Origin of the sequence: Streptomyces sp. SDr-06 (assembly GCF_003324565.1) — a bacterium.
Taxonomy (GTDB): Bacteria; Actinomycetota; Actinomycetes; order Streptomycetales; family Streptomycetaceae; genus Streptomyces.
In genome coordinates, this window is the sequence record NZ_QOLA01000003.1 from 299,469 (window position 1) to 325,120 (window position 25,652).

Below are 25,652 nucleotides of genomic sequence, written 5' to 3' on the forward strand. Positions count from 1 at the left end.
AGCGCTCTCAGTGATACAGCGCCTCCACTTCGGCCCCGTACGCGTCCTCGATCGCCCGGCGCTTCAGCTTGAGCGAGGGGGTGAGGAGGCCGTGTTCCTCGGTGAACTGGTGGGCCAGGATCCGGAACGTGCGGATCGACTCGGCCTGGGAGACCAGGGTGTTGGCGGCGACCACCGCGCGCCGCACCTCGGTCTCCAGGTCCGGGTCGCGCACCAGCTCGGACGGGGTGAGCGGGGCCTTGCCGCGCATGGCGAGCCAGTGGTCGACGCCCTCCTGGTCGAGGGTGACCAGCGCGGCGATGTACGGGCGGTCGTTGCCGACCACGATGCACTGGGCGACCAGGGGATGTGCCCGTACCCGTTCCTCCAGGGCGACCGGCGAGACGCTCTTGCCGCCGGAGGTCACCAGGATCTCCTTCTTGCGCCCGGTGATGGTGAGGTAGCCGTCCTCGTCCAGCGCCCCGATGTCCCCGGTGGCCAGCCAGCCCTCCCTGAGCACGGACTCGGTGGCCTTCGGCTCGTTCAGGTACCCGGAGAAGACCTGACCGCCGTGGATCCACACCTCGCCGTCGTCGGCGATGTGGACCGTGGTTCCGGGGATGGGCTGTCCGACCGTTCCGTACCGCGTGCGCTCGGGGGGATTGGCGGTGGCGGCGGCGGTCGACTCGGTCAGGCCGTACCCCTCGTAGACCGTGACGCCCGCGCCCTCGAAGAACAGGCCGAGCCGGCGCCCCATGCTGGAGCCGCCCGACATGGCGTGCCGCACCCGGCCGCCCATCGCCTCACGGACCTTGCCGTACACCGTCTTCTCGAAGAACTGGTGCTGCATCCGCAGCGCCGCCGACGGACCGGGGCCCAGGCCGAACGCCTTCTGCTCCATGGCCTCCGCGTACTTGACAGCGATGTCCACCGACTTGTCGAAGGGCCCCGTCCTGCCGTCGGCCTCGGCTCTGCGGCGGGCCGCGTTGAACACCTTCTCGAAGATGTACGGGACGGCGAGGATGAAGGTCGGCCGGAACGACTGGAGGTCGGGCAGCAGCGCGGACGCGGACAGGGCGGGCTGGTGCCCCAGTTTCACCCGGCCCCGGATCGCGGCGATCTCCACCATCCGCCCGAACACATGGGCCAGCGGGAGGAACAGCAGGGTGGATGCCTCGTCGCCGGGGCGGGAGTGGAACACCGGCTCCCAGCGGGAGATCAGCATGTCGGTCTCGAACATGAAGTTGGCGTGGGTGATCACACACCCTTTGGGGCGTCCTGTGGTGCCCGAGGTGTAGATGACGGTCGCCACCGACTCCGGCGTCACGGCCCGGCGGTGCCGGTGGACCACCTCGTCGTCGATGGACTCGCCCGCTTTGAGGAGTTCGTCGAGCGCCCCGGTGTCGAGCTGCCACAGGCGTTTGAGCCGGGGAAGGCGGTCGACGACGGAGCCGATCGTCATCACATGGTCCTCGTGCTCCACCACACACGCGGTGACCTCGGAGTCGTGGAGCATCCAGAAGACCTGCTCCGCCGAGGACGTCGGGTAGACCGGTACCGGCTGGGCGCCGATCGTCCACAGCGCGAAGTCGAAGAGCGTCCACTCGTAGCGGGTGCGCGCCATGATGGCGACCCGGTCCCCGAACCGCACCCCTTCCGCGATCAATCCCTTGGCCAGCGCGAAGACCTGGTCCCTGAACTCCGCGGCCGTCACGTTCTGCCAGCGGCCGGAGGCGTCCTTGCGGCAGACGGCGACGCGGTACGGGTCGTCGAGGGCATGATCGAAGACCGCGTCCGCCAGCCCGCCGACCTGAGGCGCCGTCGCCATGGGTGGGACCGTGAACTCGCGCAATGACCTGCCTCCCTCCGGGGTGGCCACCCCCGGTGGCGCTCCGCACAGCGCGGTGACCGTACCTCACGGGCAGTTTCGGTGACAGGGGTCTTCTGCAAGTCGAGACGTACGACGTCTTCACAGGTCAGCGACCGAAACAGGCCCACATGGGGACCGCTCGGGCGCCTTGCTGACTCAAAGGCAAGTTCTGCGGAAGGCAATCTCCACGGAATCTGTACGCTCCGGTCACCCCCAGCCCACGGCTGTGCCCGATCTGGTCCGGACCACACTCGGCTACCCATGGATCGCGCCCACACTGGTTCGGCCACCGACATGTGCTGACGCCCCCGGCCCCCGGCGCCGTCAACGAGTGCCGCGCGCCATCGCTCAGCCGGTACTGCGCCCGTGTCCCGGATGCAGGCGGTCTCCGCCCGTCAGGATCGCCGAGGCCAGCGCGCCGGCCGCGTCCTGGGCGGCCGAGCCCCGCCGGTTGTGCAGCAGGACGAAGTCCACCCCGCCGAGCTCCGGCAGGCCCGCACGCGCCGGGAGCGGGTCAAGACCGGGCGGAATCAGGCCACGGGTGTGGGCCATCACCCCGAGGCCCGCGCGGGCCGCCGCGATCAGGCCGCTCAGGCTGCCGCTCGTACAGGCGATGCGCCAGGAACGCCCGTGGTCCTCCAGGACTTCGAGCGCCCGCGCCCGGGTGATCCCGGGCGGCGGGAACAAGATCAACGGGACCGGCCGCTCCGGGTCGAGCCGCAGGCCGGGCGCCCCGATCCAGCACAGCTCGTCCGTCCACACCAGCTCGCCGTGGCTGTCACCGGGGCGCCGTTTGGCGAGCACCAGATCCAGACGGCCCGCCTCGAGCCGTCGGTGCAGGGTCCCGGACAGCTCGACCGTCAGCTCCAGGTCCACCTCGGGATGGTCGCGCCGGAACGCCTGCAGGATCTCCGGCAACCGGGTCAGCACGAAGTCCTCGGAGGCGCCGAACCGCAGCCGGCCGCGCAGCCGCGTCCCGGTGAAGTAGTGGGCGGCCCGCTCGTGTGCGGCCAGGATCGTGCGCGCGAAGCCGAGCATCGCCTCGCCGTCCTCGGTCAGCCGCACGCTGTGCGTGTCCCGGCTGAACAGCAGCCGCCCAGCCGCGTCCTCCAGGCGCCGCACGTGCTGGCTCACCGTCGACTGCCGCAGCCCGAGCCGCCGCGCGGCCTGCGTGAAGTTCAGCGTCTGCGCGACGGCGAGGAACGTCCGCAGCTGGTTCGCGTCGTACATGCCCTCACGGTAGCCCGGCCATCGCGAAACGTGATGACAGTGAGAGTGGTGTACGGGATTCCCGATCAGGTGTCGAAAGGGGAGCATCGAGAATGCGCGATCCCGGACGGCACCGCTGGCCGGAATCCGCCTCCGCATGGAACCCGGACTCAGCCAGAGCGAGGCCGGGCCAGCACTCGCCCCGGCGCCGGAAAGCGCAGGGGCGACAACACGCCGTAGACCGAACGCCCGAGCATGTAAGTGGAGCACATGAGCCGCCGCACCCCGAAGCTGCCGTCCTGGCTGCCGGTTGACCCGTACATACTGGCGCTGCTCGGCACAGTGGGACTCGCCGCGCTGCTACCGGCCTCCGGGTCCGCGGCCAGTGTCGCAAGCGGCGCCTCGACGGGGGCCGTGGCGCTCCTCTTCTTCCTGTACGGGGCCCGGCTCTCGACCCGTGAGGCGATGGACGGGCTGCGCCACTGGCGCCTTCATGTCACCGTGCTGGCCTGCACGTTCGTCGCGTTTCCGCTGCTAGGCCTGGCGGCGAAGGGGCTCGTCCCGTTCCTCCTGACACCGGACCTCTACAACGGACTGCTCTTCCTCTGTCTGGTGCCGTCGACGATCCAGTCATCGATCGCGTTCACGTCGATCGCCCGCGGCAACGTACCCGCCGCGATCTGCGCGGGCTCCTTCTCCAGCATCGCCGGGATCGTCATCACCCCGCTGCTCGCGGCGGGCCTGCTCGGCAACAGCGGGGGCGGCTTCTCCGCCGACTCGCTCCTCAAGATCGTGCTGCAACTCCTGGTGCCGTTCCTCGCCGGGCAGTTCCTGCGGCGCTGGGTCGGCGGGTTCCTGGTCCGCAACAAGAAGGTCCTGGGCTACGTCGACCGTGGCTCGATCCTGCTGGTCGTCTACAGCGCGTTCAGCGAAGGCATGGCCCGCGGCATCTGGCACCAAGTGAGCGTGTACAGACTCGGCGCCCTGCTCGCCGTCGAGGCCGTACTGCTCGCCGCGATGCTCATGCTGACCTGGTACGGGGTGAAGCGGCTGGGCTTCGACCGGGGCGACCGCATCGCCATCCAGTTCGCCGGGTCGAAGAAGAGCCTCGCCGCCGGACTCCCCATGGCAAGCGTCCTGTTCGGGGCCCAGGCCTCCCTCGCGGTGCTGCCGCTGATGCTGTTCCACCAGATGCAGTTGATGGTGTGTGCGGTGATCGCCAAGCGCCGCGCCCGCGACCCGCTGGCCGAACAGGAGCCGGGGACGGACGCAGTCCCGGCCGATCGCGGGCGGGGCGTGCGGGTCGGGGAGTAGGGCGGGCCTCGGCCGGGGGAACCGTGTCACGCGCGTAGGCCGGCGCGGACCGGAGAGTGCCGCTCGATGAGAGCGCTTCCAGGTCCTGGAAAGGCCGCCGCTCATCAGCGCTCCGGGGCAGCCTCGGTTCGCTCGGAAGCCTTCGCAGCCTCTGCCTGGTGACGAGTCAGCTGCCAAATCTGGTCGACGCCGGTCTCGGCTGGGGCGAGCGGTTCGTTGGGGCGGCGCAGGTGCTCGGCGAAGCCGAGCCGGGCCGGGACGGCGGCGCTGGAACGGTTGGCCGCATCGTGGACGACCTCGACCGCATCGACGCCGGGCAGCCGGAAAGCCTGATCGACCAGGGCGCGGGCGGTCCGGGTGGCGACGCCGCGGCCGGTGGCGGCCGGGTGCAACCAGTAGCCGATCTCGCGCACCTCCTCCCGGGTGTCGTCGCGCCGGAACAGGCCGCAGGCGCCCACGATGGCGCCGTCCAGCACGATCGCGTACGTGTACTCGTCACCGCTCGCCCAGCGTCCCGCGCGGCGGGCCAGGAAGTCGGTGGTCCTGGCCAGGCCGTGTTCGGCAACCCAGGGCATCCAGGGACGCAGGTGCTCCAGCGACTCCTCGATGACCCGGAAGTACTCCGGAAGGTCCGCCTCGGCGTCGAAAGCGCGCAGCGTGAGGCTGTCGTCCACAACGATGACCTGCTGGGGAAGCTCCATGCGGGGAGGATCGTCTGAACGCGCTCTTGGGACAACGGAATTTGTCATGCCGTTGCGGCCACGGGTTGCTGAGAGCGCTCCCAGCGGCTGTCGGGATGGGGCTGAAATTTGGGGCGCCGTTGGAACCTTGAAGGCGCAGGCAGCGACGAGGCCCGTCACGGGTGGCCCACGTTTGAAGCTGCTCGGTTGAGAGCGCTCTCATCCCTCCAGGTCCTTTCGGGGCCCAGCTCCGTTCTCCTGCTGCGCGGCGAACGCCATCAGGTCCTCCTTCGACCACGGCAGTCGCCCTTCGCGCAGGTCATCGGTGACTCCGCGCAGCCACTTCACCTCGGCGGCGGTGATCGCCCGCAGGTACTCGCTCTCCAGCGAGGCAACCCGGGGCAGGCCGGACGCGGACTCCGAGGCGAGGCCCGCGTCGATTGCCCTCAGCGTCGCGTCGACCCTGGTCAGTCGGCGCTCCAACGCGTCGAGGAGTTCGTGCGGCGCGAGCATCAGCGCGTGCGACAGGGCGGCCGGGAACTGCGGGAACTCCGCCTTGGGCGCCGCCAGCATCTCGTCGAGCCAGGTCCGGGTGACCTCGCGCCCCGCCTCGGTCACCTCGTACACGGTTCGTTCCGGGTACTGCTGGTCGCGTCCCGTCTCGCGGACCGCGATCAGCTCCGCCGCCAGTAGGCGCTCGATGGTCCGGTAGAGACTCGCGCGCTGGCCGACGTTCACCACCTGCTCCTTCCCCCAGTCCTTGATCAGCCGCTGGATCCCGTATGGGTGCAGCGGCTTGTAGTGGAGCAGGGCCAGGACGGTCAAGGCGAGCGGGGAGCTGCGGGGGAGCGACGTCATGATCTGGATGATACTCACGAAGGAACTAGTTGACTTGATACTAGTTGCAATGCAACTATCAAGGGGTCGAAACGAGGCCAAGGGAGGGCCGGACGACAACGGCGGGGACATCCGCGCCTCGCGCGAATCCGGCCCACAGTCCCGCCCCCCTCTCCCATCCCCGGGAGCGCGTCAGGCTCACGTTCCCGTGGCGTAACGAGTCGCTCCTGACCCATCAACCCCTCAATCCGTCACCTCTGGCCCCGACAGCCCTGAAGCAGCCCTGAAGCAGCCCTGAACCCATCTGTATGGAACTCACCGAAAGAAGGTCACGGCCATGACCACGCCCTCGATCACCCCTCCGCTCGCCGACCACATGGCGCCTGCCGAACACATCCACGCCGACCACATGGCTGTGAAGCACATAGGTGAATGGACCACCTCGGGCCGCTTCGAGATCCGCGCCCGGTCCGGCTTCGTCGTCCTGGATCTGCGCTCCAAGGCGCTCCCCGAAGAGATCGACATCCGCCTCTACGTGCGTCGCACCACGGTCAAGCTGCTTGTCGACGACGCCGCCGTCATCGACCACTGGGACCTGAAGTGGACCGGCCGGGGCAAGGTCAAGGACGCCCAGGGCCCCTCGCCTTCGCACGACGGGAGCGCCAACCGCCGTATCACGCTGCTCGGTTGTATCGACTCCGGCGAGATCCGGATCAACCGCGGCGGCATCGCGACCCTGGTCGCGCTGACCGACCGCGCCCATCGCCAGGAGATGCGGCGCACCCACGAGATCGCGGAGGGGAAGAACGGACAGAAGGGGCGGCGGTCGTGAACGCCGGAACGCGCGTCCGAGGTGCGCTGGTCATCGGCGGCGGCATCGCAGGACCTGTCGCCGCGATGGCTCTGCGCCGGGCCGGTATCGAGGCCGATGTGTACGAGGCGTACGACAGCAGGTCGGACGGCGTCGGCGCGGGCATGAGCATCGCTCCCAACGGGATCGCCGCCCTCGACGCGATCGGCGCCGGAGACGTCGTCCGCTCCGTCGGCGCCCCGGTCCACGCGATCGTCGTGCACAGCTGGAACGGTCGGCAGCTCGCGGAGTTCGGTACCCCCGCCGGCGCGCAGCCCAGCCAGTTCGTGTGGCGCCCCGAGCTGTACGCCTCGCTGTACGACGAGGCCGCTCGGCGTGGCGTGCGGATTCACCATGGCAAGCAACTCGTGGGTGCCGAGGAGAGCGACGACTCGATCACCGCTCACTTCGTCGACGGGACGAGCGCCACCGCCGACATCCTGGTCGGCGCCGACGGCATACGCTCCACCACGCGCACCCTGATCGACCCGGCCGCGCCCGGACCCACATACGCGGGCCTGATCGGCATCGGGGCCGGAGTCAAGGACACCGGACTGCCGTCCAGCGGCGGGAAGATGCACATGACGTACGGCCGCCGGGTGTTCTTCGGCTACCAGATCTTCGACGATTCCTCGGGAGGCTGGTTCGTCAATCTGCCGAGTCCGGAGCCGCTCTCCGCGGCCCGCGCGGCCGAGGTGGGCGCCGAGAAATGGCTGAGCGAGCTGAGCGCTCTCGTGGCGGACGACCGCACGCCCGCCAAGGAGTTGCTGGCCCGCACCGACCCGGCGGAACTCGCTCTCACCGGGCCGGTCGAGGCCATGCTGAAGGTGCCGCACTGGAGCCGGGGACGCATGGTTCTGATCGGGGACGCCGCGCACGCAGCCTCACCCAGCTCCGGCCAGGGCGCCTCACTCGCCGTCGAAAGCGCGGTCCAACTCGCGCGCTGCGTAAGGGACTTGCCGTACGGGCCTGCTTTCGCCGCGTACGAGGAGCTGCGTCGGCCCCGTGTCGAGCGGATCATCGCCGAGACGGCCCGCATCAACAACGACAAGGCAGCCGGGCCGGTCGGCCGGGTCGTGCGGGACCTGCTGATGCCGCCGATGATGAAGCTGCTCAAGCCGGAGAAGAGGATGGCTTGGCAGTACTCGTACCGCATCGATTGGAGCGAGCTGGTCGCCGAGCCTGCGTCCCCATGAGGCTCGGTGCGGGCCGAGGTCGGGGCTGGGCGCGGATCTCCGGTAGGTGCCGAGACCCGGCCCCGACCAATCGCCGGGTATGTCGGCGGTGAGGGCCGCCACTCGGGCCCAGCAACCGCTCCGTAAAACCGGGCCCCCGCCGTGCTCGGGCGACAACGCCTCAGGGCCGCCCCGTCAGCAGCACCACCTTGCCCTGGTTGCGTCGCGACTCGATCATCTCGTGAGCCCGCGCCGCTTCCTCGAGCGGCAGCTCTGCCGCGACGGCGGTGCGGAGTTCTCCGGCGGCGTGCAGCTCCCAGTTCTCGTCGAGCCAGCGGGCGTACAGCTCCGGCTTGTTGCGGGCGATCAGCGCGATCTGGAACCCGATGGCGGACTTCCCGCCCACGAGCAGGTCGTACGCTTCGATGCTGCCGCCGCCCGAACTGAAGGCGACGAGGCGGCCGCCGGGTGAGAGCGCTTTCACGGCACGGGTGAGCAGCTTGCCGCCGACCGCGTCGATGACCACGTCGACCGGCTCGCCCCAGGACTCGTCGTCGTAGAGGACGACCTCGTCCGCCCCCAACCCCCGTACGAAGTCGGCCTTGTCGGCAGAGCTGACGGCGGCGACGACGCGCCGCGCACCGCCTGCCCTGGCCAGTTGCAGGACGAGCGTGCCGATCGCGCTCGCGGCGGCCGTGACGAGGACCGATTCGCCGGGTTCGGTGCGCCCGGCCACGTAGGCGCCGCGCGCCACCCCGCCGCTGCGGACCAAGGCGATGGCGTCCACGAAGGTGGCATGGGAGGGGATGCGCGAGGTCATCGCGGTATGGATGATGGCCTGTTCCGCGTAGCCGTGGCCGAAGCAGAGCCCTGTCACCCGGTCGCCGACCGCGAACCCGGTGACGCCTTCGCCGAGCGCGACCACCGTGCCGGCCACCTCGCCGCCCAGCGGTATCGGCTCGCTGCCCTCGCGGAGCTTGCGCACCACGGGCAAGGTCACCCCGATCGCCTCGACGTCGACCAGAAGCTCACCGGCGCCTGGTGCGGGCGGGGTGACGTCCTCAAGGAACATGACTTCGGGGCCGCCGTTGATCTCATACCGAACGCGACGCATGCACCCTCCCGGGGTCGAAAATTCATTGGGAGTCCCAACGGTATAGCTGAAGCGAATCGTTGGGAAGCCCAATGGGCTCGGGTTAGGGTGTTGAGGGTGCGCATGGTCCGCAAAGCCCGCAGGCCTGCATGACTCGGAGGACCCGCATGAGTGAGAGCGCTCTCAACGGCCCCGCCTTGGCGGCCGACCTCACCTCGGCAGCCGCCCCCGGCGACGGGCCGGGCCGGACTGGCCGGACTGACCGCGTTGATCGGGCTGGTCGGGCTGCAAAACGTGCCCGCCCTAGCTCTTCGCGCACCGGGCCTGAGGTCGCGCTCTCAGCACGCGCCGGCGACGTTCCCGCCGAGTCCGCCGAGTCCGCCGAGTCCGAGGGGGCTGGTGGGGCCAGTGCGTCCGGCAATGCACATGGGGCCGGCGCGGCGAACGGGCCCCGCGGGGCCATCCCCCCGCTCCAGCACATCCAGTCACTCCCGAGCTGGCTGATCGGCCGGGTGGCGGCGCGCGGGCGGGGCCTCGTTGCGGAGGCGCTGGCAGAGCACGGCGTCAAAATGCTGCATCACGCGGTGCTCGCCGCGGTGTCCGAACTCGGCCCGATCGCGCAGGCCGACCTCGGGCGCAGACTCTCCATCGACCCCAAGGATCTCGTCGGCATCCTCAACGACCTCCAGGCCGACGGCCTGACCGTCCGCGAGCCCGATCCCAGGGACCGCCGCAAGAACGCGGTCACGGTCACCCCGGCCGGTGAGAGTCTCCTCGAACGCTGTGCGGCCGCGGCAGAGGATGCCAACGCCCGTCTCCTCGCGCCGCTCGCTCCCGCCGAAGCGCGTCGGCTCATGGCGCTCCTGGCGCGCCTGCACGAGGCGTGATCTCCACCGTGTCGCGGGGTCGCAGCCGATCCGGCCCGGGTCCCCGGAGCTTGGCCGTGGCCTGAAGCGGTCCCCGGCGTACGGTCTAGATCATCGGGGCCGGTACGGTGCCGCCATGACCGCATTCGAAGGCGAGCCCGCCCTTGTCGACCCCGCGCGCACCGCGCTCGTCCTCGTCGATCTGATGGACCGCATCACCGCGCTGCCGCTCGCGCCGCGTTCCGGTGAGCAAGTAGTCGCCACATCAAGGCAGTTGGCGGACGCCTTCCGTGCGGCGGGCGCGACCGTCGTACTCGTCCGGGTCGAACGTCCCGGGGTGGCCGCCCAGCCGCCTGGAAGCGCTCTCGTCGCCGGTCTCCAGGCCGAAGGCGACCTGGTCGTGGTGAAGCGCACCATCGGCGGTTTCCACAGTACGGGGCTCCATGGACTGCTCGCGGAACGCGGAATCGGCACCCTCGTGTTCGGCGGCATCGCCACCAACCTCGGCGTCGAGTCGACGGCCCGAGCCGCCGCCGATCACGGCTACGAGCTGCTCTTCGCGGAGGACGCCATGGCCGCGCTGACCGAGGACGAACACCGGGCCGCGGTGGCCCTGAACTTCCCCCGCCTCGGAACGGTCATCACCTCCTCCGCCGTCGGATTCGGCTGATCGCGTGCCCAAGTTCACGATATCCGCGGCCGGTTCGCGCCCCTGCACCCTCGTCGTCTGCCGCGGGTGCTGCTGCGGGGACGCCCGCAAGAACCCCGGCACCGACCATGCCCGCCAGCTCGCCCGTCTGCGTACGGCAGCCGCCGAATCCGGCGGCCGGCTCGCGGTACGCACCACCGATTGCCTCGGGCCCTGCGGCCAGGCCAACGTGATCGTGGTCCAGCCCTCGGGCCGGGCCCGCCAGCGAGGCGCCCGGGCGGCCTGGATCGGCTGAGTACTCGACGACGACGCCACCGACGACATCCTGGCCTGGGCCAGAGAAGGCGGCCCCGGCGAGGCCGACCCGCCGGCCACACTTGCCCTTCAGATGATCCCGGCCCCGTCCGAGGCCCGCAGACGCGCGCGCTGAGCCATGTCCTCCTGAGCGGGAGGGCGAGGGGATGTCCTGTGCGGTGAGTGGAGCCGACTTCCCCGTCTTCCCGGGGGAGGGTTCTCTTCGTGGCCAATTCAGGGAGCGCGCCGCGAACGGGCCTTTCGCTTCTCCGCGCGACGGGCCGTTCGTGTCGGCGTCGCAACTCCGGTCATGCTGCGTGCTGTTGGAGTTGCGTGAGTGCCAGTCCGGGGCAGTTCTCCTCGGCGCGGGCATCCTCAGGTGATGCTCGCATGCGGTGCCGAGCGAGAGCGCTCTCAGGTGGATGCCGGGACGGTGCGCCCCGCATGGCCGCCGGTCGGGGCGGCCGCCCCGGACTGTTCCGCCGCCCCGAAGTAGTCGCCCCCCTTGCGCCGGGAGTCGTCCGTACCCCAGGCGCGTGCGGCACGTTGCTGTGGAGGGACCTTCTGCAGGTGGGGGATGTGTTTGGCGCAGTGGATGTAGGCCTCTTCCACCGTGACCTCCACCCACAGGCGGGCGCGGCGGCCGGGGGCCGGGTCGAGCGGGATGTCGGGGTGGTGGGCGCGGACGTCCTCGTCCAGGAGGATGCGGGCCCGACCGTTGACGTGCAGGCCGATGCGGTCCCGGGTGAAGTCGACCATCAGGACGCCGACGTGAGGGTTTTCCGCGATGTTGCCCATCGAGGCCATGACGCCGTTGCCGCGGTACTCGGGGTAGATGAGGGTGTGTTCGTCCAGGACCCGCAGGAAGCCCGGCGGGCCCGCCCGGAAGGTCGAGTCGCACTCGCCGTTCCGGTCCGAGGTGGCCAGGAAGAACATCTCCTGGCGGGCCACGAACTCCCTCATGCGTTCGTTGAGTTGGTCCAGGACCTGCTCGTCGTAGAAGCGGTCCGCGCGCTCGGTGGTGCCGAGGTGACGCTGTATCAGGTGCTCGCCTTCACTGCCGGGACGTACTCGTCCCGGCTCGGCCGCCCTGCCGTGCTCGATCTCTGTCGCCAAGTCCTCAGTCTCCTGCCGTGACCAGCTCTTCGATGAAGTCGTGCCGTATGCGTTCGGACGGCATGCCGGATCCCATCAGCGCGTCGACGCCGCTGCGGACCATTCCGGCCGGTCCGGACAGATACGCGTCGTACGCCCGCCAGGGCCCGTACTGCCTTACGGCGTCCGGCAGTTGTCCGCTGATGCTGTTCACCTCGCCGCCGACCGGGCCGGTCGCGACGACGGGGCGCACGGACAGCCAGGGGTGCTTCCGGGCCAGGGTCAGCAGGGGGTCGATGTCGTACAGGTCGCTTCCGGTGCGGGCGCCGTAGAAAACGTCCATGAGACGACGGCGGCCGTGCTCGGCGACGTCCTCGACCAGTGCCCTGATGGGGGCGATACCGGTGCCGCCGCCCAGGCACAGCAGGCCGTTGTCAGTGGTGTGGTCTACGGTCATGGAACCTGCTGGGGGTCCGAGACGGATGACGTCGCCGGGGCGTGCGCGATGGACGAGGGCTCCGGATACCCAGCCGGCCGGGACGGCCTTGACGTGGAAGGAGAGCAGCCCGTCGGAGCGGGGCGCCGACGCGAACGAGTAGTGCCGCCACACGCGCGGCCACCAGGGGGTTTCCAGAGTGGTGTACTGACCGGCGAGGAAGGGGTAGGGCTGGTCGGGGCGTACGGTCACGACCGCGATGTCGGGGGTCCGCAGCTCGTGGGAGACGACCTCGGCGTGCCACCAGGCGGGGGAGACGGACTCGTCCGCCGCGGCGGCATCGATCATGATCTGCGAGACGGCGGTGTAGGCGTGCACCCACGCCGCCTCTGCCTCCGGGCCCCACGTGTCGGGGGCGTAGCGGGCCAGCGCGCCGAGCAGGCACTCCCCGACGGCCGGGTAGTGCTCGGGTCTGGTGCCGTACTTGCGGTGACCGCGGCCGAGATGGGACAGGTAGTCGGTCAGCGTGTCGGCGTCGTCGACGTGTTCCGCCGCCGTCAGCAGCGCTTTGAAGAGGCGGTCGCGCTGCGCGTCCATCGCGGCGGGGAAGAGCGCGCGCAGCTCGGGATGCCGCACGAAGAGCAGCGCGTAGAAGTAGGAGGTCACCTTGTCGGCGACGGGCCCGATCTCCGTCATGGTGCGCCGGATGAGGACGGCGGTGGGGGAGGCCGCCGTGGAGGCAGCGCCGGCGGAGGGGCCAGGAGCGGCCTCCGGTTCTGGTGTGTCCGCGGCGGTGGCGGACGGCGTGCCGTGCACCGCCGCGGCAGGCCAGGTGTTGGAAGTCGGCGGTGCACTCACGTCGGCGTCTTCCGCATGCTCGGTGTGTTCGGCCTCAACTGTCCCATGAATGCTGCTGACTTCATCAGGGCTGGCCGTGTCGTCCGGCCATGTGCCCGGATCGTCCGGCCAGACGGCCTCGCCCGGCCTGACCGCCTCATAGGACGTGGGGGCCTGAGCGGCGGCCCTGGGGCCCTCGCCGGGCTCGGCGGCCTCATAGGACCGGGGCGCTTCACTATGTCCGGCTGCCTCGGCGGGCTGAGCAGTTCGGGTGGTCCCTTCCGGGCCGTCGAATTTGTTCGCGTCTCGCACTGGGTGCCGTTGCGACTCGTGCTGGTGCTCGTGCTGGCGGCCGGGGGCGGCCTGTGCGGGGGTGGTCTCGAGCGGGGGCACGGCGCGGTCTCCGTCACCGGGGTGGGAGAGCCGGGTCAGCCAGGGAGGCGGCGTGGGCTGGGCCTCCGCCGTGCGCGCCCGCTCGGCTGCGTTGCCTACGGGCCGTATCGAACTCGGCACGCTGCCGGGGCTGTTTCCCCGTACGTCCTGTCTGCCTCGGGGATCGGCGATGCCTTCATCGCCGTCGTGCTGATCCCGTCGCGGTTCGCGGGAAGCGGCAGAGGCCGCTTTCGGCGGAGTGAACCAGCCCCGCTCGCCGTTGCCGCCGCCGGAAGAGTCGTTCTCGCCCGTCGTGGTGGGAGCGTTCATGATCTGCCTCGCCTCGAACGTCTTTCGGTCGTCTTCGCATTCCGTCATACGGAAAGAGGTCGTAAATCGCCGACGCGATGCCTTGGAAATCCGGACCGGAACTATCCCCCGAAGTGGGCGAACCTCATGCTCGCGGGTGTGGCGCCGGGTTGAGGCCTCGGGCCTGACGGCATCGCTCACCGGCCCGGCGAATAGCCGGAAAACGCGGCTTCGCGGCATCGTGCCGGATGGCTGGCGGCACCCCCACCTTTCTTTCCGTACTCCGGAGTTGGTCATTCCTCTAAGTCGGACTCGACCATACCGGCAGCGTTCGAAACCGCAACCCCTGGTCTTCGGACAGTCCCGTCAGTCCTGACGAAATCACGCCGGATCGCACATGTCTCCTATCCGGCCCGATGACGGAAAGGGAAAACAAAACCCGCACGGCCAAATCGCTGGGACCCGGACGTTTCGCTCCTGCCGCCAGGGCTTTTCCTACACTTTTCGAGAGGCGGCGGCGGATGCGCCGCCGCCCCCTGTTCCTGCGGCCCGCGCCCTACGGTCACGGACGGTGGGCCCGGCCTTTCGGTCAGCGCCGGGTGTCGCGGCGAGGCCGTTCCAAGGTGAAGTGGTCGACCGGCGTGAGGTCCCCGTACGGCCCGTCGAAGGTGTAGTACGTGACCCGCATGAACGTGTGACCGGTGCGGGGATCGCCCGGGTCGACGTCGAAGGCGGCGAACCCGTGGGTGTGGACGCGGTCCTGGACGGCGCGCCAGGGTGCGTCCTCCGTGACGAAGACCGCCTTGCGGTGGCGGCCCTCGGTCTCCTTGCCCAGATCGACCACGACCCGACCCTTGGGCTCCTCGAACAGGTCGTCCTGGGTGGTCGCGAAATTGCCGCCACCCCCGATGATCATGTGGACGGTGCCCTTGGCGGTGTCGGCGACATCGGTCCTGGTGGATGCCGGGACCGGGGTGCGGGCCTCGTTCGGCAGGGTGCCGCGGACCGGCAGGGAGCGCTCGTAGTAGTGCTCGTGGCCGCTGAGTACCAGATCGACCCCGTAGGCGTCGAAGAGCGGGCCCCACGCCTCGCGGATACCGAGATCGCTCCCGCTTCCGCTGCGGCTGCTGGAGATCATGGGGTGGTGCATGAAGACGACGATCCAGTCGATCCCGTCACTTGCCCGAGCTGCCTTCAACTCCCTTTCCAGCCAGCGGCGTTGGGCGCCCCCGGAGTATCCCCGTACGTAGGTGTCGCCGGAGTCCTGGATGGCCACGTCGTCGTTGGCCAGGCTGATGAAGCGGACCGCGCCGACCGTGAAGGCGTACCACAGGCCCCGTGTCTCCGGGTCGGTGTCTGCCGCCGACCCGGGCAGGGTGAAGTACGTCTGGTAACCGGCCACGCCCAGCGGGCCGTTGCCCTTCTCGTTCTCGCCGTTGCCGACGCACGGCATCCACGGCCGCAGTCGCGTCGAGCGACTGTTGCCGATGAACCAGTCCGCCCACGTCGCCACCCGGTCCTGGCCGACGACGCCGGCCGCGGAGGCGTAGCAGAGGTCACCGTTGACCAGGTTGAAGAGGGGACCCACCCGTTCCACCGCGGCCACGATGTCGGCCGAGGCCGCGGTGCCCGCCTGGCTGCTGGTGTAGAGCGGGAAGCGTCCGGAGGGTGAAGGCGCCCCGCCCGCAGGCCATTTGACGGCCCGTCGCAGGTTGGGGGCGCCCTGGTCGCCGAAGCTCGTGAACGTGAACGCCGCGCGGCCGCGCGGCGCCGTGGTGAACGAACCCGTCTCCGGCGCGGCGCCGTCGTGTCCGGCCGAGTACAGGTACGTGGTGCCCGGCCGAAGCCGGGTCAGGCGGGCGTGATGCACATACACCTCCGCCTGGGAGAGACCGTCGCGGTATGTGCGGGTCTCGGCGCCGATGACCGGGCCGCCGCCCCCGTCCGGGGAGCCGAGGCGCACATGCGGGCGGCGCACGGACTGGGGGCTGATCCAGGAGATGGTCATCTCGGCGGCGGGGTCCGCGCCGAACTGGAGGTGCAGGCCCGCCACGCCAGGAGCGCCGATGCGGCTCGGTGTGCGCTGGAGTAAAGGCAGCGGCGGGGGCTGGGGCCGGTCGGCGGCTTCGGCGCTCCCCGCGGCACCGAGAGCCGCGGCCGCGGCTGCCGTCGAACCGGCCAGTACTGATCTGCGCGCGATCGGCATACAACACCAGTTTCACAGAGGAGAGTTGGTCGTCTGCACCCTAGGTGACGTGGGCTGGCGCCGTTCGCGTTCGGAGTGCGGCGGTGATACCGCTTGTCGGGCGTGGGGCGTGGGGCGTGGGGCGTGGGGCGTGGGGCGTCGGGCCGGGAGCCGGTGCCGTGGTCGCGTCGCAGGTCCCGGACGTGCCACGACCGGGGGTGGGGTCTTGTCGCGCTGGCCCATGCCTGGGCTCTCCGCATCCGGCGATACGGTCCGGGGCGCGGCCCGAGCGTCTGAAGTCAGGCTTTGACGGCGTCCGACAGACGCACGAACGTGTAGCCCGTGTCGAGGAGGTGAGGCACGGCGAGGCGCATTCCGGCTGCCGTGCCGCCCTTCGGATGGTTCATGTGGCCGATGACGACCGAGCCCGGCCGCACGCTTTGCATCGCCTGATGCACCTGTGCGGGTGTGAAAGTCGCTCCGCCGTCGCCGTTGACGTCGAAGCTCGCGAAGCGCTCTCCGAGGTCGGTGACGATCTTGGCCGCCACGTCGTCGCAGTAGGCGGTTCCGGAGCGGAAGAAACGCGGTGGCCGGCCGAGGAGGTCGGTGAGCTTGGCGCGGTTGCCGGAGACCTCGTCATACACCTCGCCCGCGTTCCGCGTGCCGGGTATTCGGTAGGCGGAGCGTCCGGCGACGGACAGAGGGAGGTGCCGGGTGCCGTGGTTGGCGATCTCGAAGAGCGAGTCGGTGGCGAGCTCCTTGAAGACCGAGGGGTTCTCCTCGATCCAGCGGGAGTTGATGAACAGCGTCGCCGGAACCGAACGCTGACGCAGGAACTCGATGAGCGCACGGTCGTAGTCGCCGCCGCCCTTGCCGCCACAGGCATCGAAGGTCAGTGCGGCCGTCTTGCCGCTGGCCGGAAGGCGTGAGAGCGCTCCCGGCACGGTCAGCCCCCAGCTCGTGGGGGTCTGCTTGCCGTACCTGGCCACGATCTCGGCCTTCGATGGAATGGCGGCCGGGGGCGTGGAGGGCGGAGGCGAACCCGTGGCCGCCACCGAGGAGGGCGAGGAAGCGGGAGTGGGGGAGGCGGGGGCCGGGGAGGGGGCGGCCGACCGAGAACACCCGGTGAGCAAGCCCCCGGCCGCAACCGCCAGCACCGTACGCCGACTCACATGCATCGCGCCGCTTCCTCCGCATCAGGGCAGCGTCACTCGCCGCACTGGGCCAGCGTAAGCGGGTGCCGCATGGCGGCCTACAGGGGCCCCGACCAGGCCTTGGTCCGCTCCCGACCGAGCTTCGGGATCGAGACCTCGCCGCCGACAAGGGGGCGCTGAGAGCGCTCTCGACAAGGCCGGAGACCAGGCGGCGGCAGGCGAAGACCCGGCCGGTGCAAGGGCGTCTCTCGCCTGCCAGGCCGCTCGACCGCGAACAGGAGAAGCAGAACCAGCAGCAGGGGGGCGCACCTCGCCTGCCGGGCCGCTTGGACGGGGTGGTCAGACGTCCGTGGGCAGGGCGATGCGCTCGTCCCCCGCGTACACGTTCATGGACGTGCCGCGCAGGAATCCCACCAGGGTCAGGCCCGACTCGGCGGCCAGGTCCACGGCGAGCGAGGACGGCGCGGAGACCGCCGCGAGGACCGGTATCCCGGCCATGACGGCCTTCTGCGCGAGCTCGAAGGAGGCTCGCCCCGACACCAGCAGGATGCAGCGCGACAGCGGCAGCCGGTCGTCCTGGAGAGCGCGACCAACCAGCTTGTCGACCGCGTTGTGGCGGCCCACGTCCTCGCGGACGTCGAGCAGTTCGCCCTCCGGCGAGAACAGCGCGGCGGCGTGCAGCCCCCCGGTCCGGTCGAAAACCTGCTGCGAGGCGCGCAGCAGGTCGGGGAGGCTCGCGAGCAGTTCGGGCTTCACCCGCACCGGGGGAGTGTCGGCGATCGGGAAGCGGGCCTGCGTACGGACCGCGTCCAGACTGGCCTTGCCGCACAGGCCGCACGAGGACGTCGTGTACACGTTGCGTTCGAGGGTGATGTCCGGCACCGCGACGCCGGGCGCCAGTTTCACGTCGACCACGTTGTAGGTGTTGTGCCCGTCGGCCGTCGCGCCCGCGCAGTACACGATCGACTGGAGCTCGGACGCGGAGCCGAGCACCCCCTCGCTGGCCAGGAACCCGGCTGCGAGGGCGAAGTCGTCGCCCGGCGTCCGCATCGTGATCGCGAGGGGCTTCCCGTTGAGCCGGATCTCCAGAGGCTCCTCCGCGACCAGGGTGTCCGGGCGGGTCGACACCGCACCGTCTCGGATGCGGATGACGCGGCGGCGTTCGGTGACTCGTCCCATGCCCTCAGTCCCTACAGTCGCTCTGGTCGGTCTCGTGTCTGTGCGTGCTCGTGTCTGTACGTGCTGGGAGCCGAAGCGTCCTGACGCACAGGTTGGCCTGGGTCACCGGGATGTCGTGCGGTGAGGTGACCTGGACGGTCTCATTGTCCTGCACAGGGAGGGTGACGTTGCAGCCGACGCCGCGCTAGGCGTACACGGCGGGGGTCGCCGTCCGGGCCGCCTCGTCCCAGGGTGGCTGCCACCCGCGATGTCGGGCCCGCCGATTGTGAGCGGGATGTCCAGCTCGTCGGGGCGTACGAAGCGGGACGTCGCACCGCCAGGAGCACGGTCCGCACCCGTTCCGGTGGGCCTGAGAGCGCGATCAGCCCGAGCGAGGAGGCGAACGGCAGCTCGTACATGCCCGGCGGGGACACGTTTCCCGAGACGCGGAACAGCTTGGTGCCCGTAGAAGGCGCGGTGTCGCTCCGTGCGCATGTTTGGGCGTTGTGCTGCCCCGACCACGGCACCCATCGGGGGCTCCGCCCAGCCCATGGACATCTTGTGGTTGTCCGGCATGACGGACAACCGGGACCCGGGTTCTGCTCAGCCGGGCCTGGGGGCACCGCAGCTCAAGCTCCGCTACTGATCTTGGAGTCCCGGAGGCTCTCGTCGGGCGGCCCGGCATCCGTCGGCGAAAACCGTCAGCAGCTGGCTGGAGGAGCCGGAATCGTCGACGGAATATTGTCTACATAGCCTCTTTCTCGCAGTGATCGCGATATCTGACGCACTCCGCTCGGACGAAACGCTGACACAAGGCTCCAAAGGTGCGGCAGTGAATCCTGTTGGGTCCCGCGCCCCTGTACCGATCAGTAGCCACGAAGACTGGATGGCTCCGGATGTCAGCAGTCCATGTTCGTCCCGAGGAGATCCGTCATGACCGGCATGCGAGGCTCGCGCGTTGTCGCAGTCGGGCACTACCAGCCCGCCAAGGTGCTCACCAATGACGACCTCGCCGAGCTGGTCGACACCAGTGATGAGTGGATCAGCAGCCGGGTCGGGATCCGTACCCGCCATGTCGCGGGCCCGGACGAGCCCGTTGACGAACTGGCCGCGCACGCCGGAGCGAAGGCGCTGGCCACCGCCGGGCTGAGCCCCGCCGACGTCGACCTGGTCCTGGTCGCCACCTCCACCGCCGTCGACCGCTCACCGAACACGGCCGCCCGGGTCGCCGCCCGGCTCGGGATGGGCTCGCCCGCGGTGATGGACCTCAATGTCGTCTGTGCCGGGTTCACGCATGCGCTGGCCACGGCCGACAGCCTGGTGCGCACCGGCACCGCGCGACGGGCGCTGGTCATCGGCGCGGACAAGATGACGGCCGTGACCGACTGGACCGACCGCACCACCTGCGTCCTGGTCGGTGACGGTGCCGGCGCCGTGGTGGTCGAGGCGAGCGAAGAGGCCCTGATCGGGCCGGTGTTGTGGGGTTCGGTGCCCGAGATGGGGCACGCGGTACGTATCGAGGGCACCCCGCCGGTGTTCGCGCAGGAGGGTCAGTCCGTCTACCGCTGGGCCACCACTCAGCTGCCGCCCATCGCCCGTCAGGTCTGCGAGCGGGCCGGGTTCACACCAGAGGACCTGGCCGCGGTCGTGCTGCACCAGGCGAACCTGCGGATCATCGAACCCGTCGCACGCAAGATCGGCGCTGTGAACGCCGTCATCGCCCGCGATGTGATCGAGTCCGGCAACACGTCGGCGGCCAGCATTCCGATGACCCTCTCCAAACTGGTGGAGCGCGGCGAGATCCGCACCGGCGACCCGGTCCTGCTCTTCGGCTTCGGAGGGAACCTGTCGTACGCGGGACAGGTCGTACGCTGCCCGTGACCGCACCAGGAGTGCCCCGTGGAGGCGGGGCACGACCACGAGAGTGCGGCCTTGTAGGGGAGGTCTTGACCCCGTCCGCAACGCCCGCCCCCCTGCCCGTCAACTCCCGTCAGCCAACGAGGCGTTTGCGCCAGTCCAGCGGTATGACGGTGATGGCTTTGCCGGGGTCGCCGTCCCACTCGACCGACAGGCCACACCGTTCCAGGGCGGCAACGACTTCCCGGCCCACGGACGCCGTGGTGTCCGGCGAGCCGTCGAACCCGCCGTACAGCAGCGTGAGTCCGTGCCCGGACGCGGCCGCGTCGGTAGCCTGGGAATGGAAGTAGACAAAGCCACGGGCGTCGGGTGAGCCCGCCCCGCCGATCTCCGCCTGGCCGCACGGGCGGCAACAGGTGAAGTTCTCCCGGGCGGTGAGACCGGCTTTCCCCAGAGCCGCGAAGGCCCGGCCGAGCCGCTCCGGGTCCGTCTCCTCGTCCGCCCAGGCGGACTGTTCCGCCACTCGCTCCAGCCACATGCGGTCCACCAACTGACGTGCCTGCTGGGGCGACACGGGCCGGGAGTCACCGGAGACGAGATAGTCCTCGGCGAGCTCCGCCAACTGGGCCCGCGTCGCGTAGCCGCCCTTGATCACCTCGCGGACCCGCGTCTCCAGCAGGCCGCGCTCCTCCTCGCCGAGCTCAAGCGGCGGAACAGGGGCGGGGTTCTCGAAGTCCAGCCGCTCCCACTCCAGTCCGGCACCCCAATCGTCCCTGGCGCGCGCCCAGCCGGTCATGGCCGCGATCACCGGTTCCGGCCCGTCGAGTGTCGTCCCGAAGTGCCGATCGGCTGCGCCGTCGCGGTGTTCCAGCCTGTAGCCGTCACTGGTCGCGTCGTGCCACACCTGGAGGAACACGTCGGGCAGATCGGGTATGCGCTGGACGACCAGAAACCGGTCGCCCTCGGCACCGATCCGGTGCACCAGGGCAGCCAGTTGCTCGGCGGTGGCCCGACTGTGCCGCTGCCCGTTCTCCGTCTCGACCGTGATCGCAAGCATGCCCTCACTGTGGCACGGGGCACTGACAATGCCGGGAGCTGTCCGTTGCCCGCCCGCCCCGGCATGGCCGGTGCCGGGAGTCAGAGCCAGCGCTTCGCCGCGTCGACGCTGTCGCCACCGCTCGTGTTGAAGGCGATCGCGGCCCCCGGGGTGTGTTGGCGGACCAGGTTCACGACCAGTTCGAAGAAGGTGAGCAGTGGCTCGGGTTTGCGGATTCCGCCGCCGATCACGACGACGTCCCATGCTCGCTCGTCCAATGCGCCGACCACGACGGATTCGGCTGTCTCATCCAGCGCTATGAGGGCCATGGACGCATCGATGCCGTGCTCGCCGAAGCGGGCCAACTCCTCGTCGAGGACCGCGCGCATCGCGTCCCCGTCCATGCCGGGGACAGTGTGCGGGTCGATACCGAGAACCAGTACGGAAGACATGTCCTCCAGGACGATCGGCCTGCCGTCTTAGTTCCGACTCCGCGGGGCCCCGCTTCCAACTGCCCTGCTGGCTGGGTGAATTCGCCGCGCTGCACATGCTCGTTCGCCCTCTCGGGAGAGCCTTTCGCGCGGCGGCTACCTCCTGCGGGGGCGTCTCGCAAGAGCGGCCATCTCCTCACGGGTAAAGGGGGCGCAAAGCCCGCTGCTACTGTGGTGCGGCCCCGCACAGCACCGCCGAAGGACTCGCATGACAGCGCCCGCCGATTCCCCTGAGCCGCAGCCGCAGCCACAGCCGCGAACTCAGGAGCCGCAGTCATCGCAGCCATCCCCGTCACCGCAGCCGGAATCGCCGACCCCCCACCCAACGCGACCGGAGCCGCCGGCGCGACAGGAGCCGGACTCGCACCCGTCCCAGCCGCACTGGGGCCCGCCGCCCGGCCCCCCGTTCCCGCCTCCGCCCGGCTACGCGGGAACGACGACGGCGAGCTACCCGGGTATGCCGTGGGCGTCGGAGTTGCCGCCGCAGCCCCGCAACGGTCTCGGTACGGCCGCCCTGGTCATCGGGGCCATCAGCACCTTCGTCGCGTTCCTCCCGTTCCTCTTCTGGATTGCATGGATCCTCGGAATAGTCGGCCTCGTCTTCGGTTTGGTGGGGCTGAGCAATGTCCGCAAGGGCCTTGCGACCAACAGGAGTTCGGCACTGGGCGGCACCGTCCTCGGCGGGGTGTCGATCCTGCTCGCGGTGGTCGGCTTGATCATCACCGCCACCATGGTCAGGTCGGCGGTGGACGAAGTGCGCGATTCCGGCAGGCCCTCGGCCCCCGGTCTCCCCGCCGCCCCTGCGCAGGACCCGGATGACGAACTCCTGGACAGCGATCTGGCCGACCCCGCGCCCGTACGGTTCGGGGCGAGCCATGAATACGTGGGCGGCGTGAAGGTCACTGTCGCCCCGCCCACCGAGTTCGAACTCAGCGGCCGCCGGCTGCCCGGAATGCACGACGGCGACCGGACGTTCCACATCGACCTCACCATCGTCAACGCCTCCTCGGAGCCGCTCAACCTCGACTTCGCGCAGCCCCACGTGAAGGACGCGACCGGCAAGGACCTCGGCATGCTGTACAGCACCAGGGCCGGGTTCAAGCCGTTCAGGGGCTCGCTGGCGCCGGGCGCCACGGCCACCGCCCAGTACTCGTACCCGGTGTCGGCCGATGCGGCGAAGGAGCTCCGGGTGGAGGTCCACCCCAGCATCCTGTACGACGAGGCGGTGTGGTCCGGCCCGGTCGCATGACCCTCGGCGGGAGGCGGCCCGTTCGCCGATCGGGTGGAGGGCGCGGGCCCAGGTCGTGACGCAGGCGGTGTCTCCCAGGCTGTCGTGCCCGCGTGGACGTACAACTGACGACATGTGTCATTACTGCGGATGTCGCGAGATTCCCCTCATCAAGGAGTTCATCGCCGAGCATGAACGCGTCACCGATGCGGCCGGGGACGCCCAGCGGGCGCTGGCCGCGGGCGACACGGCGCGGGCCCGGGAGCTCATCGCCTTCATGACGCGGGAGCTGGCCTCGCACTGGCGCGGTGAGGAGAACGGCCTCTTCGCCGTGATGCGCGAAGATCCCGAATACGCGGACTACATCGGCGTCCTGGTGGACGAGCACCGGGACCACAGCATCCGGTTGCCCGCGCTGGACCTGGAGACGCCCGAAGGTCGGGCCCAGTTCGACTCCATGGTCAAGGAGCTCCACGACCACGTCAGCCGCGAGGAGGACGGGCTGTTCCCGGCGTCCCTGACGGCCTTGTCGGGCGACGAGTGGAACCGTTCCATGGCGGCCTGGCGCGAGGCCCACCCCGCGGAGTGACCGGCCCCGCCCGCGCCGGTGGCTGCGGGGGTGGGCCAGTCGGGCGGCAGGGCTCGCTGGCCGCGAGGGCGGCGGTACGTCACCCGTGACGAGGGAGGAAGTCGGCGCCGAAAGCCGGTCCCGGTGGCCGCGATCGCGGTTGCGGCGACCACGCCCGTACCCGTCCGAGCGGCGCCATCACGGCGCGTGCCCAGTGCCGCCGCCCGCAGCTGACGCGCGCGCCGTCGTCACCATCCGTCCGCCGGGTCAGGCGATGCGCAGCTTCGTGCACAGAGTCCTCGGGAGGAAGGTGGAGGTCTGCTGCTTCTGCTCGACGCAGTACTCGTACAGCTTCTGGTGCGCTTGGCGGAGCTTGGCCATGTTGACGTAGGTCGAATTGCCCTTGATCTGCAGGAGTCTCGGTTCGATCTTCGTCGCGTAGTCGCCCTTGTAGGGCTTCCAGCCGCTTCCGTCCTTGTCCGCGCCCTGTAGCTCGTAGTAGTGGCCGTCGTCCCGCTTCTGGATCATCGGGCAGGCGTCGATGCCGGTGGCACCGAAGTTGAAGAAGGAGTATTCCTTGAGGTGGCTCCGGCCCAGCTCCTTGTTCTCCGCCAGTGCCGTGATCTGCTGAGGGTCCGTCAGCTCGACCCAGCCCGCCGGATCGAAGGTCGTCGGGACGACGTCACGCGTCAGGGCCAGGAGCTTCTTCAGGACGTCGGCGAGTTCCCTCGACGCGCCCCCTGCCCGCAACGCGGCCTTCAGCTCGTTGCCCAGCCTGGTCACCTTGCTGAACTCCATCTTGAGCTGGGCGGCTTCCTGGGGAAGGAAGTACTGGCCGTCGACGTCGATCCCGTCCTTGTCCGAGCTCGGTTCCGCCCGGATGCTGGTGTTGGGGCCGAGGAACTGGTTCCCGCCCTGCCATTCGAAGAACGCGAGACGAATCTCGTCGTAGGTGGTCCCCGGGACGATCTCCTCGGCGGTCTTCGTCCTGTCCTTGAGATCTTTCTGGAGCGTCACCCGATTCGTCTTTGCGCACTGTTCCTCGGACAGGCCGAGGCCCCGCAGCATGTCTTTGCTGATCTTGTCGGGAATCGCTTCGACGAGGACGTCCTGCCGGTCCGTCGGGTCGAGCTTCTCCAGTGCGCTCTTCAACGCGGTGTGGGGAACGATGTGGTGCGCGGTGAGCTCCCAGTCGGGTTGGTCCTTCTTGTCCTTGGGGCCGTTGCCCGCGTGCGGGTTCCGGCTCCGGTCATTGGCGCGCTGGATCTCCGGGCGGTCCGTCGCAGGCCCCTCGGACTTCCCCGGACCGGTTGTCCTCGCCGCGGCTGCCCCGGACGCGGGCGCCCGCAGTACCCGCGTGGCGTTGGCCTCGGCCTCGCGCTCGTGCCGGTCACCCGGATCCGAGACCTTCAGGCCCGCGCCGTTGTCGGTGCCCGAGACGGGGCCCGAGCGTTGCTGGATGACATGGGTGAGCTCGTGTGCGAGCGTATGCCGGTCGCCGCCGCCTTGGCCGATGACGATGTGGTTGCCGCTGGTGTACGCGCGGGCGCCCACTTCGGTGGCGGACGCCTTGGCCGCGGCGTCGTTGTGCACGCGTACGTCGGAGAAGTCGGCGCCGAGCCGTGTCTCCATGTCGGTCCGCGTGGCCTCGTCCAGGGGGCGCCCGCTGGTTCTGAGGACGTCGGGGACCGTGGAGCGCTGCACGGCGGGCTGTGTCGGGGGCTCGGTCCGCCGGTGGCCGCAGCCGGCGGTGTGCTGGTGCTGCTCCTGAGCCCAGGGGTGACCGGCCTGGCGGAGCATCTGGACGACGGCCGCATTGCCCGCGCCGCTCTGCAGAGCACGCAGGCTGGCCGGAATGCCCCGGCCGGGTGCGGGGCGCGCCGCCGCGGTGCGAGCGGGCTTACCGCCGTCCTGCAGGTGGGTCTGCTCGTTGGCGTGCATCGGTCCTCCCACGCGCAACGACCGGCACGTCCATTCGTCGTGGGGCTGCGGCAGCCCCGTTGGTCGCGCCGACGGCTGCGGGCGTACGTGGGCAACGCTCGCAGCCGCCGGAAACGCTCCACTAACGCCCTGCGGCCCGCGCCGTTAGTGCGGGCGGAGCAGGGGCGAT

22 protein-coding genes and 1 pseudogene are annotated in these 25,652 nt (G+C 70.1%); 9 read left to right on the forward strand and 14 right to left on the reverse strand.

The window, feature by feature from the left end:
• Window positions 1-7: 7 nt before the first annotated feature.
• Both DT019_RS09790 and DT019_RS09795 read right to left on the reverse strand, forming a co-directional pair.
• Window positions 8-1,807 (reverse strand): AMP-dependent synthetase/ligase, encoded by a 1,800-nt coding sequence (locus DT019_RS09790; RefSeq protein ID WP_114036319.1) that lies wholly within the window; start codon window positions 1,805-1,807, stop codon window positions 8-10.
• A 390-nt stretch (window positions 1,808-2,197) separates the two neighbouring features.
• Window positions 2,198-3,079, reverse strand: coding sequence for a LysR substrate-binding domain-containing protein (locus DT019_RS09795; protein ID WP_114036320.1), 882 nt, complete (start codon window positions 3,077-3,079; stop codon window positions 2,198-2,200).
• A 249-nt stretch (window positions 3,080-3,328) separates the two neighbouring features.
• Here DT019_RS09795 and DT019_RS09800 point away from each other — a divergent pair, with 249 nt between their 5' ends.
• Window positions 3,329-4,372 carry a bile acid:sodium symporter family protein gene (locus DT019_RS09800; RefSeq protein WP_114036321.1) on the forward strand — a complete coding sequence of 348 codons (1,044 nt, stop codon included), beginning with the start codon at window positions 3,329-3,331 and terminating at the stop codon, window positions 4,370-4,372.
• A gap of 104 nt (window positions 4,373-4,476) precedes the next feature.
• Here DT019_RS09800 and DT019_RS09805 read toward each other — a convergent pair whose 3' ends face one another.
• On the reverse strand, window positions 4,477-5,073 hold the full coding sequence (locus DT019_RS09805) for a GNAT family N-acetyltransferase (protein ID WP_114036322.1): 597 nt from the start codon (window positions 5,071-5,073) through the stop codon (window positions 4,477-4,479).
• A 198-nt stretch (window positions 5,074-5,271) separates the two neighbouring features.
• Window positions 5,272-5,910 carry a PadR family transcriptional regulator gene (locus DT019_RS09810; RefSeq protein ID WP_114036323.1) on the reverse strand — a complete coding sequence of 213 codons (639 nt, stop codon included), beginning with the start codon at window positions 5,908-5,910 and terminating at the stop codon, window positions 5,272-5,274.
• A 316-nt stretch (window positions 5,911-6,226) separates the two neighbouring features.
• Here DT019_RS09810 and DT019_RS40175 point away from each other — a divergent pair, with 316 nt between their 5' ends.
• Window positions 6,227-6,721 carry a hypothetical protein gene (locus DT019_RS40175; protein ID WP_223279374.1) on the forward strand — a complete coding sequence of 165 codons (495 nt, stop codon included), beginning with the start codon at window positions 6,227-6,229 and terminating at the stop codon, window positions 6,719-6,721.
• Window positions 6,718-7,935 carry an FAD-dependent oxidoreductase gene (locus DT019_RS09815; protein ID WP_223279375.1) on the forward strand — a complete coding sequence of 406 codons (1,218 nt, stop codon included), beginning with the start codon at window positions 6,718-6,720 and terminating at the stop codon, window positions 7,933-7,935. The genes DT019_RS40175 and DT019_RS09815 overlap by 4 nt, the downstream gene beginning before the upstream one ends.
• Window positions 7,936-8,095: 160 nt before the next feature.
• Here the strand turns inward: DT019_RS09815 and DT019_RS09820 are convergent, their stop codons facing one another.
• The gene (locus DT019_RS09820; RefSeq protein WP_114036325.1) at window positions 8,096-9,028 is read right to left on the reverse strand and encodes a zinc-binding alcohol dehydrogenase family protein; all 933 of its coding nucleotides are present in this window, start codon (window positions 9,026-9,028) and stop codon (window positions 8,096-8,098) included.
• Between the two features lie 440 nt (window positions 9,029-9,468).
• On the opposite strand from DT019_RS09820, the gene DT019_RS39490 reads away from it, so the two are divergent.
• The 3 genes and pseudogenes from DT019_RS39490 (at window position 9,469) to DT019_RS09835 (ending at window position 10,952) form a co-directional block, all read left to right on the forward strand.
• Window positions 9,469-9,894 carry a MarR family winged helix-turn-helix transcriptional regulator gene (locus tag DT019_RS39490; protein WP_189389418.1) on the forward strand — a complete coding sequence of 142 codons (426 nt, stop codon included), beginning with the start codon at window positions 9,469-9,471 and terminating at the stop codon, window positions 9,892-9,894.
• Window positions 9,895-10,009: 115 nt separating this feature from the next.
• A complete protein-coding gene (locus DT019_RS09830) occupies window positions 10,010-10,543 on the forward strand; it encodes an isochorismatase family protein (RefSeq protein ID WP_114036327.1) in 534 nt (177 codons plus the stop codon).
• Between the two features lie 4 nt (window positions 10,544-10,547).
• Window positions 10,548-10,952 (forward strand): annotated as a pseudogene (locus DT019_RS09835) ((2Fe-2S) ferredoxin domain-containing protein).
• 278 nt (window positions 10,953-11,230) lie between these two features.
• On the opposite strand, the gene DT019_RS09840 reads toward DT019_RS09835, so the two are convergent.
• The 6 genes from DT019_RS09840 to DT019_RS41040 form a co-directional block, all read right to left on the reverse strand.
• A complete protein-coding gene (locus DT019_RS09840; protein ID WP_223279376.1) occupies window positions 11,231-11,932 on the reverse strand; it encodes a pyridoxamine 5'-phosphate oxidase family protein in 702 nt (233 codons plus the stop codon).
• Between the two features lie 4 nt (window positions 11,933-11,936).
• Window positions 11,937-13,886, reverse strand: coding sequence for a globin domain-containing protein (locus DT019_RS39495; RefSeq protein ID WP_189389420.1), 1,950 nt, complete (start codon window positions 13,884-13,886; stop codon window positions 11,937-11,939).
• 568 nt (window positions 13,887-14,454) lie between these two features.
• Window positions 14,455-16,071 (reverse strand): purple acid phosphatase family protein, encoded by a 1,617-nt coding sequence (locus DT019_RS09850; protein ID WP_114036328.1) that lies wholly within the window; start codon window positions 16,069-16,071, stop codon window positions 14,455-14,457.
• Window positions 16,072-16,349: 278 nt separating this feature from the next.
• Complete coding sequence (locus DT019_RS09855; protein ID WP_223279377.1) at window positions 16,350-17,039, reverse strand: polysaccharide deacetylase family protein; 690 nt, start codon at window positions 17,037-17,039, stop codon at window positions 16,350-16,352.
• Between the two features lie 504 nt (window positions 17,040-17,543).
• A complete protein-coding gene (gene fdhD, locus DT019_RS09860; protein WP_114036539.1) occupies window positions 17,544-18,383 on the reverse strand; it encodes a formate dehydrogenase accessory sulfurtransferase FdhD in 840 nt (279 codons plus the stop codon).
• Window positions 18,384-18,387: 4 nt separating this feature from the next.
• The gene (locus tag DT019_RS41040; RefSeq protein WP_388973570.1) at window positions 18,388-18,537 is read right to left on the reverse strand and encodes a hypothetical protein; all 150 of its coding nucleotides are present in this window, start codon (window positions 18,535-18,537) and stop codon (window positions 18,388-18,390) included.
• Window positions 18,538-19,304: 767 nt separating this feature from the next.
• On the opposite strand from DT019_RS41040, the gene DT019_RS09870 reads away from it, so the two are divergent.
• A complete protein-coding gene (locus DT019_RS09870) occupies window positions 19,305-20,243 on the forward strand; it encodes a beta-ketoacyl-ACP synthase III (protein ID WP_114036540.1) in 939 nt (312 codons plus the stop codon).
• A 109-nt stretch (window positions 20,244-20,352) separates the two neighbouring features.
• Here DT019_RS09870 and DT019_RS09875 read toward each other — a convergent pair whose 3' ends face one another.
• Together DT019_RS09875 and DT019_RS09880 are read right to left on the reverse strand one after the other, a co-directional pair.
• Window positions 20,353-21,276, reverse strand: a complete 924-nt coding sequence (locus DT019_RS09875; protein WP_114036330.1) for a DUF6891 domain-containing protein — start codon at window positions 21,274-21,276, stop codon at window positions 20,353-20,355.
• Between the two features lie 80 nt (window positions 21,277-21,356).
• Window positions 21,357-21,707, reverse strand: a complete 351-nt coding sequence (locus DT019_RS09880; RefSeq protein WP_114036331.1) for a hypothetical protein — start codon at window positions 21,705-21,707, stop codon at window positions 21,357-21,359.
• 496 nt (window positions 21,708-22,203) lie between these two features.
• On the opposite strand from DT019_RS09880, the gene DT019_RS09885 reads away from it, so the two are divergent.
• Both DT019_RS09885 and DT019_RS09890 read left to right on the forward strand, forming a co-directional pair.
• Window positions 22,204-22,995, forward strand: coding sequence for a DUF4190 domain-containing protein (locus DT019_RS09885; protein ID WP_189389391.1), 792 nt, complete (start codon window positions 22,204-22,206; stop codon window positions 22,993-22,995).
• Window positions 22,996-23,107: 112 nt separating this feature from the next.
• Window positions 23,108-23,563, forward strand: coding sequence for a hemerythrin domain-containing protein (locus DT019_RS09890; RefSeq protein ID WP_114036333.1), 456 nt, complete (start codon window positions 23,108-23,110; stop codon window positions 23,561-23,563).
• 246 nt (window positions 23,564-23,809) lie between these two features.
• On the opposite strand, the gene DT019_RS09895 is transcribed toward DT019_RS09890, so the two are convergent.
• Window positions 23,810-25,483 (reverse strand): DUF4157 domain-containing protein, encoded by a 1,674-nt coding sequence (locus tag DT019_RS09895; protein WP_114036334.1) that lies wholly within the window; start codon window positions 25,481-25,483, stop codon window positions 23,810-23,812.
• Window positions 25,484-25,652: the final 169 nt, after the last annotated feature.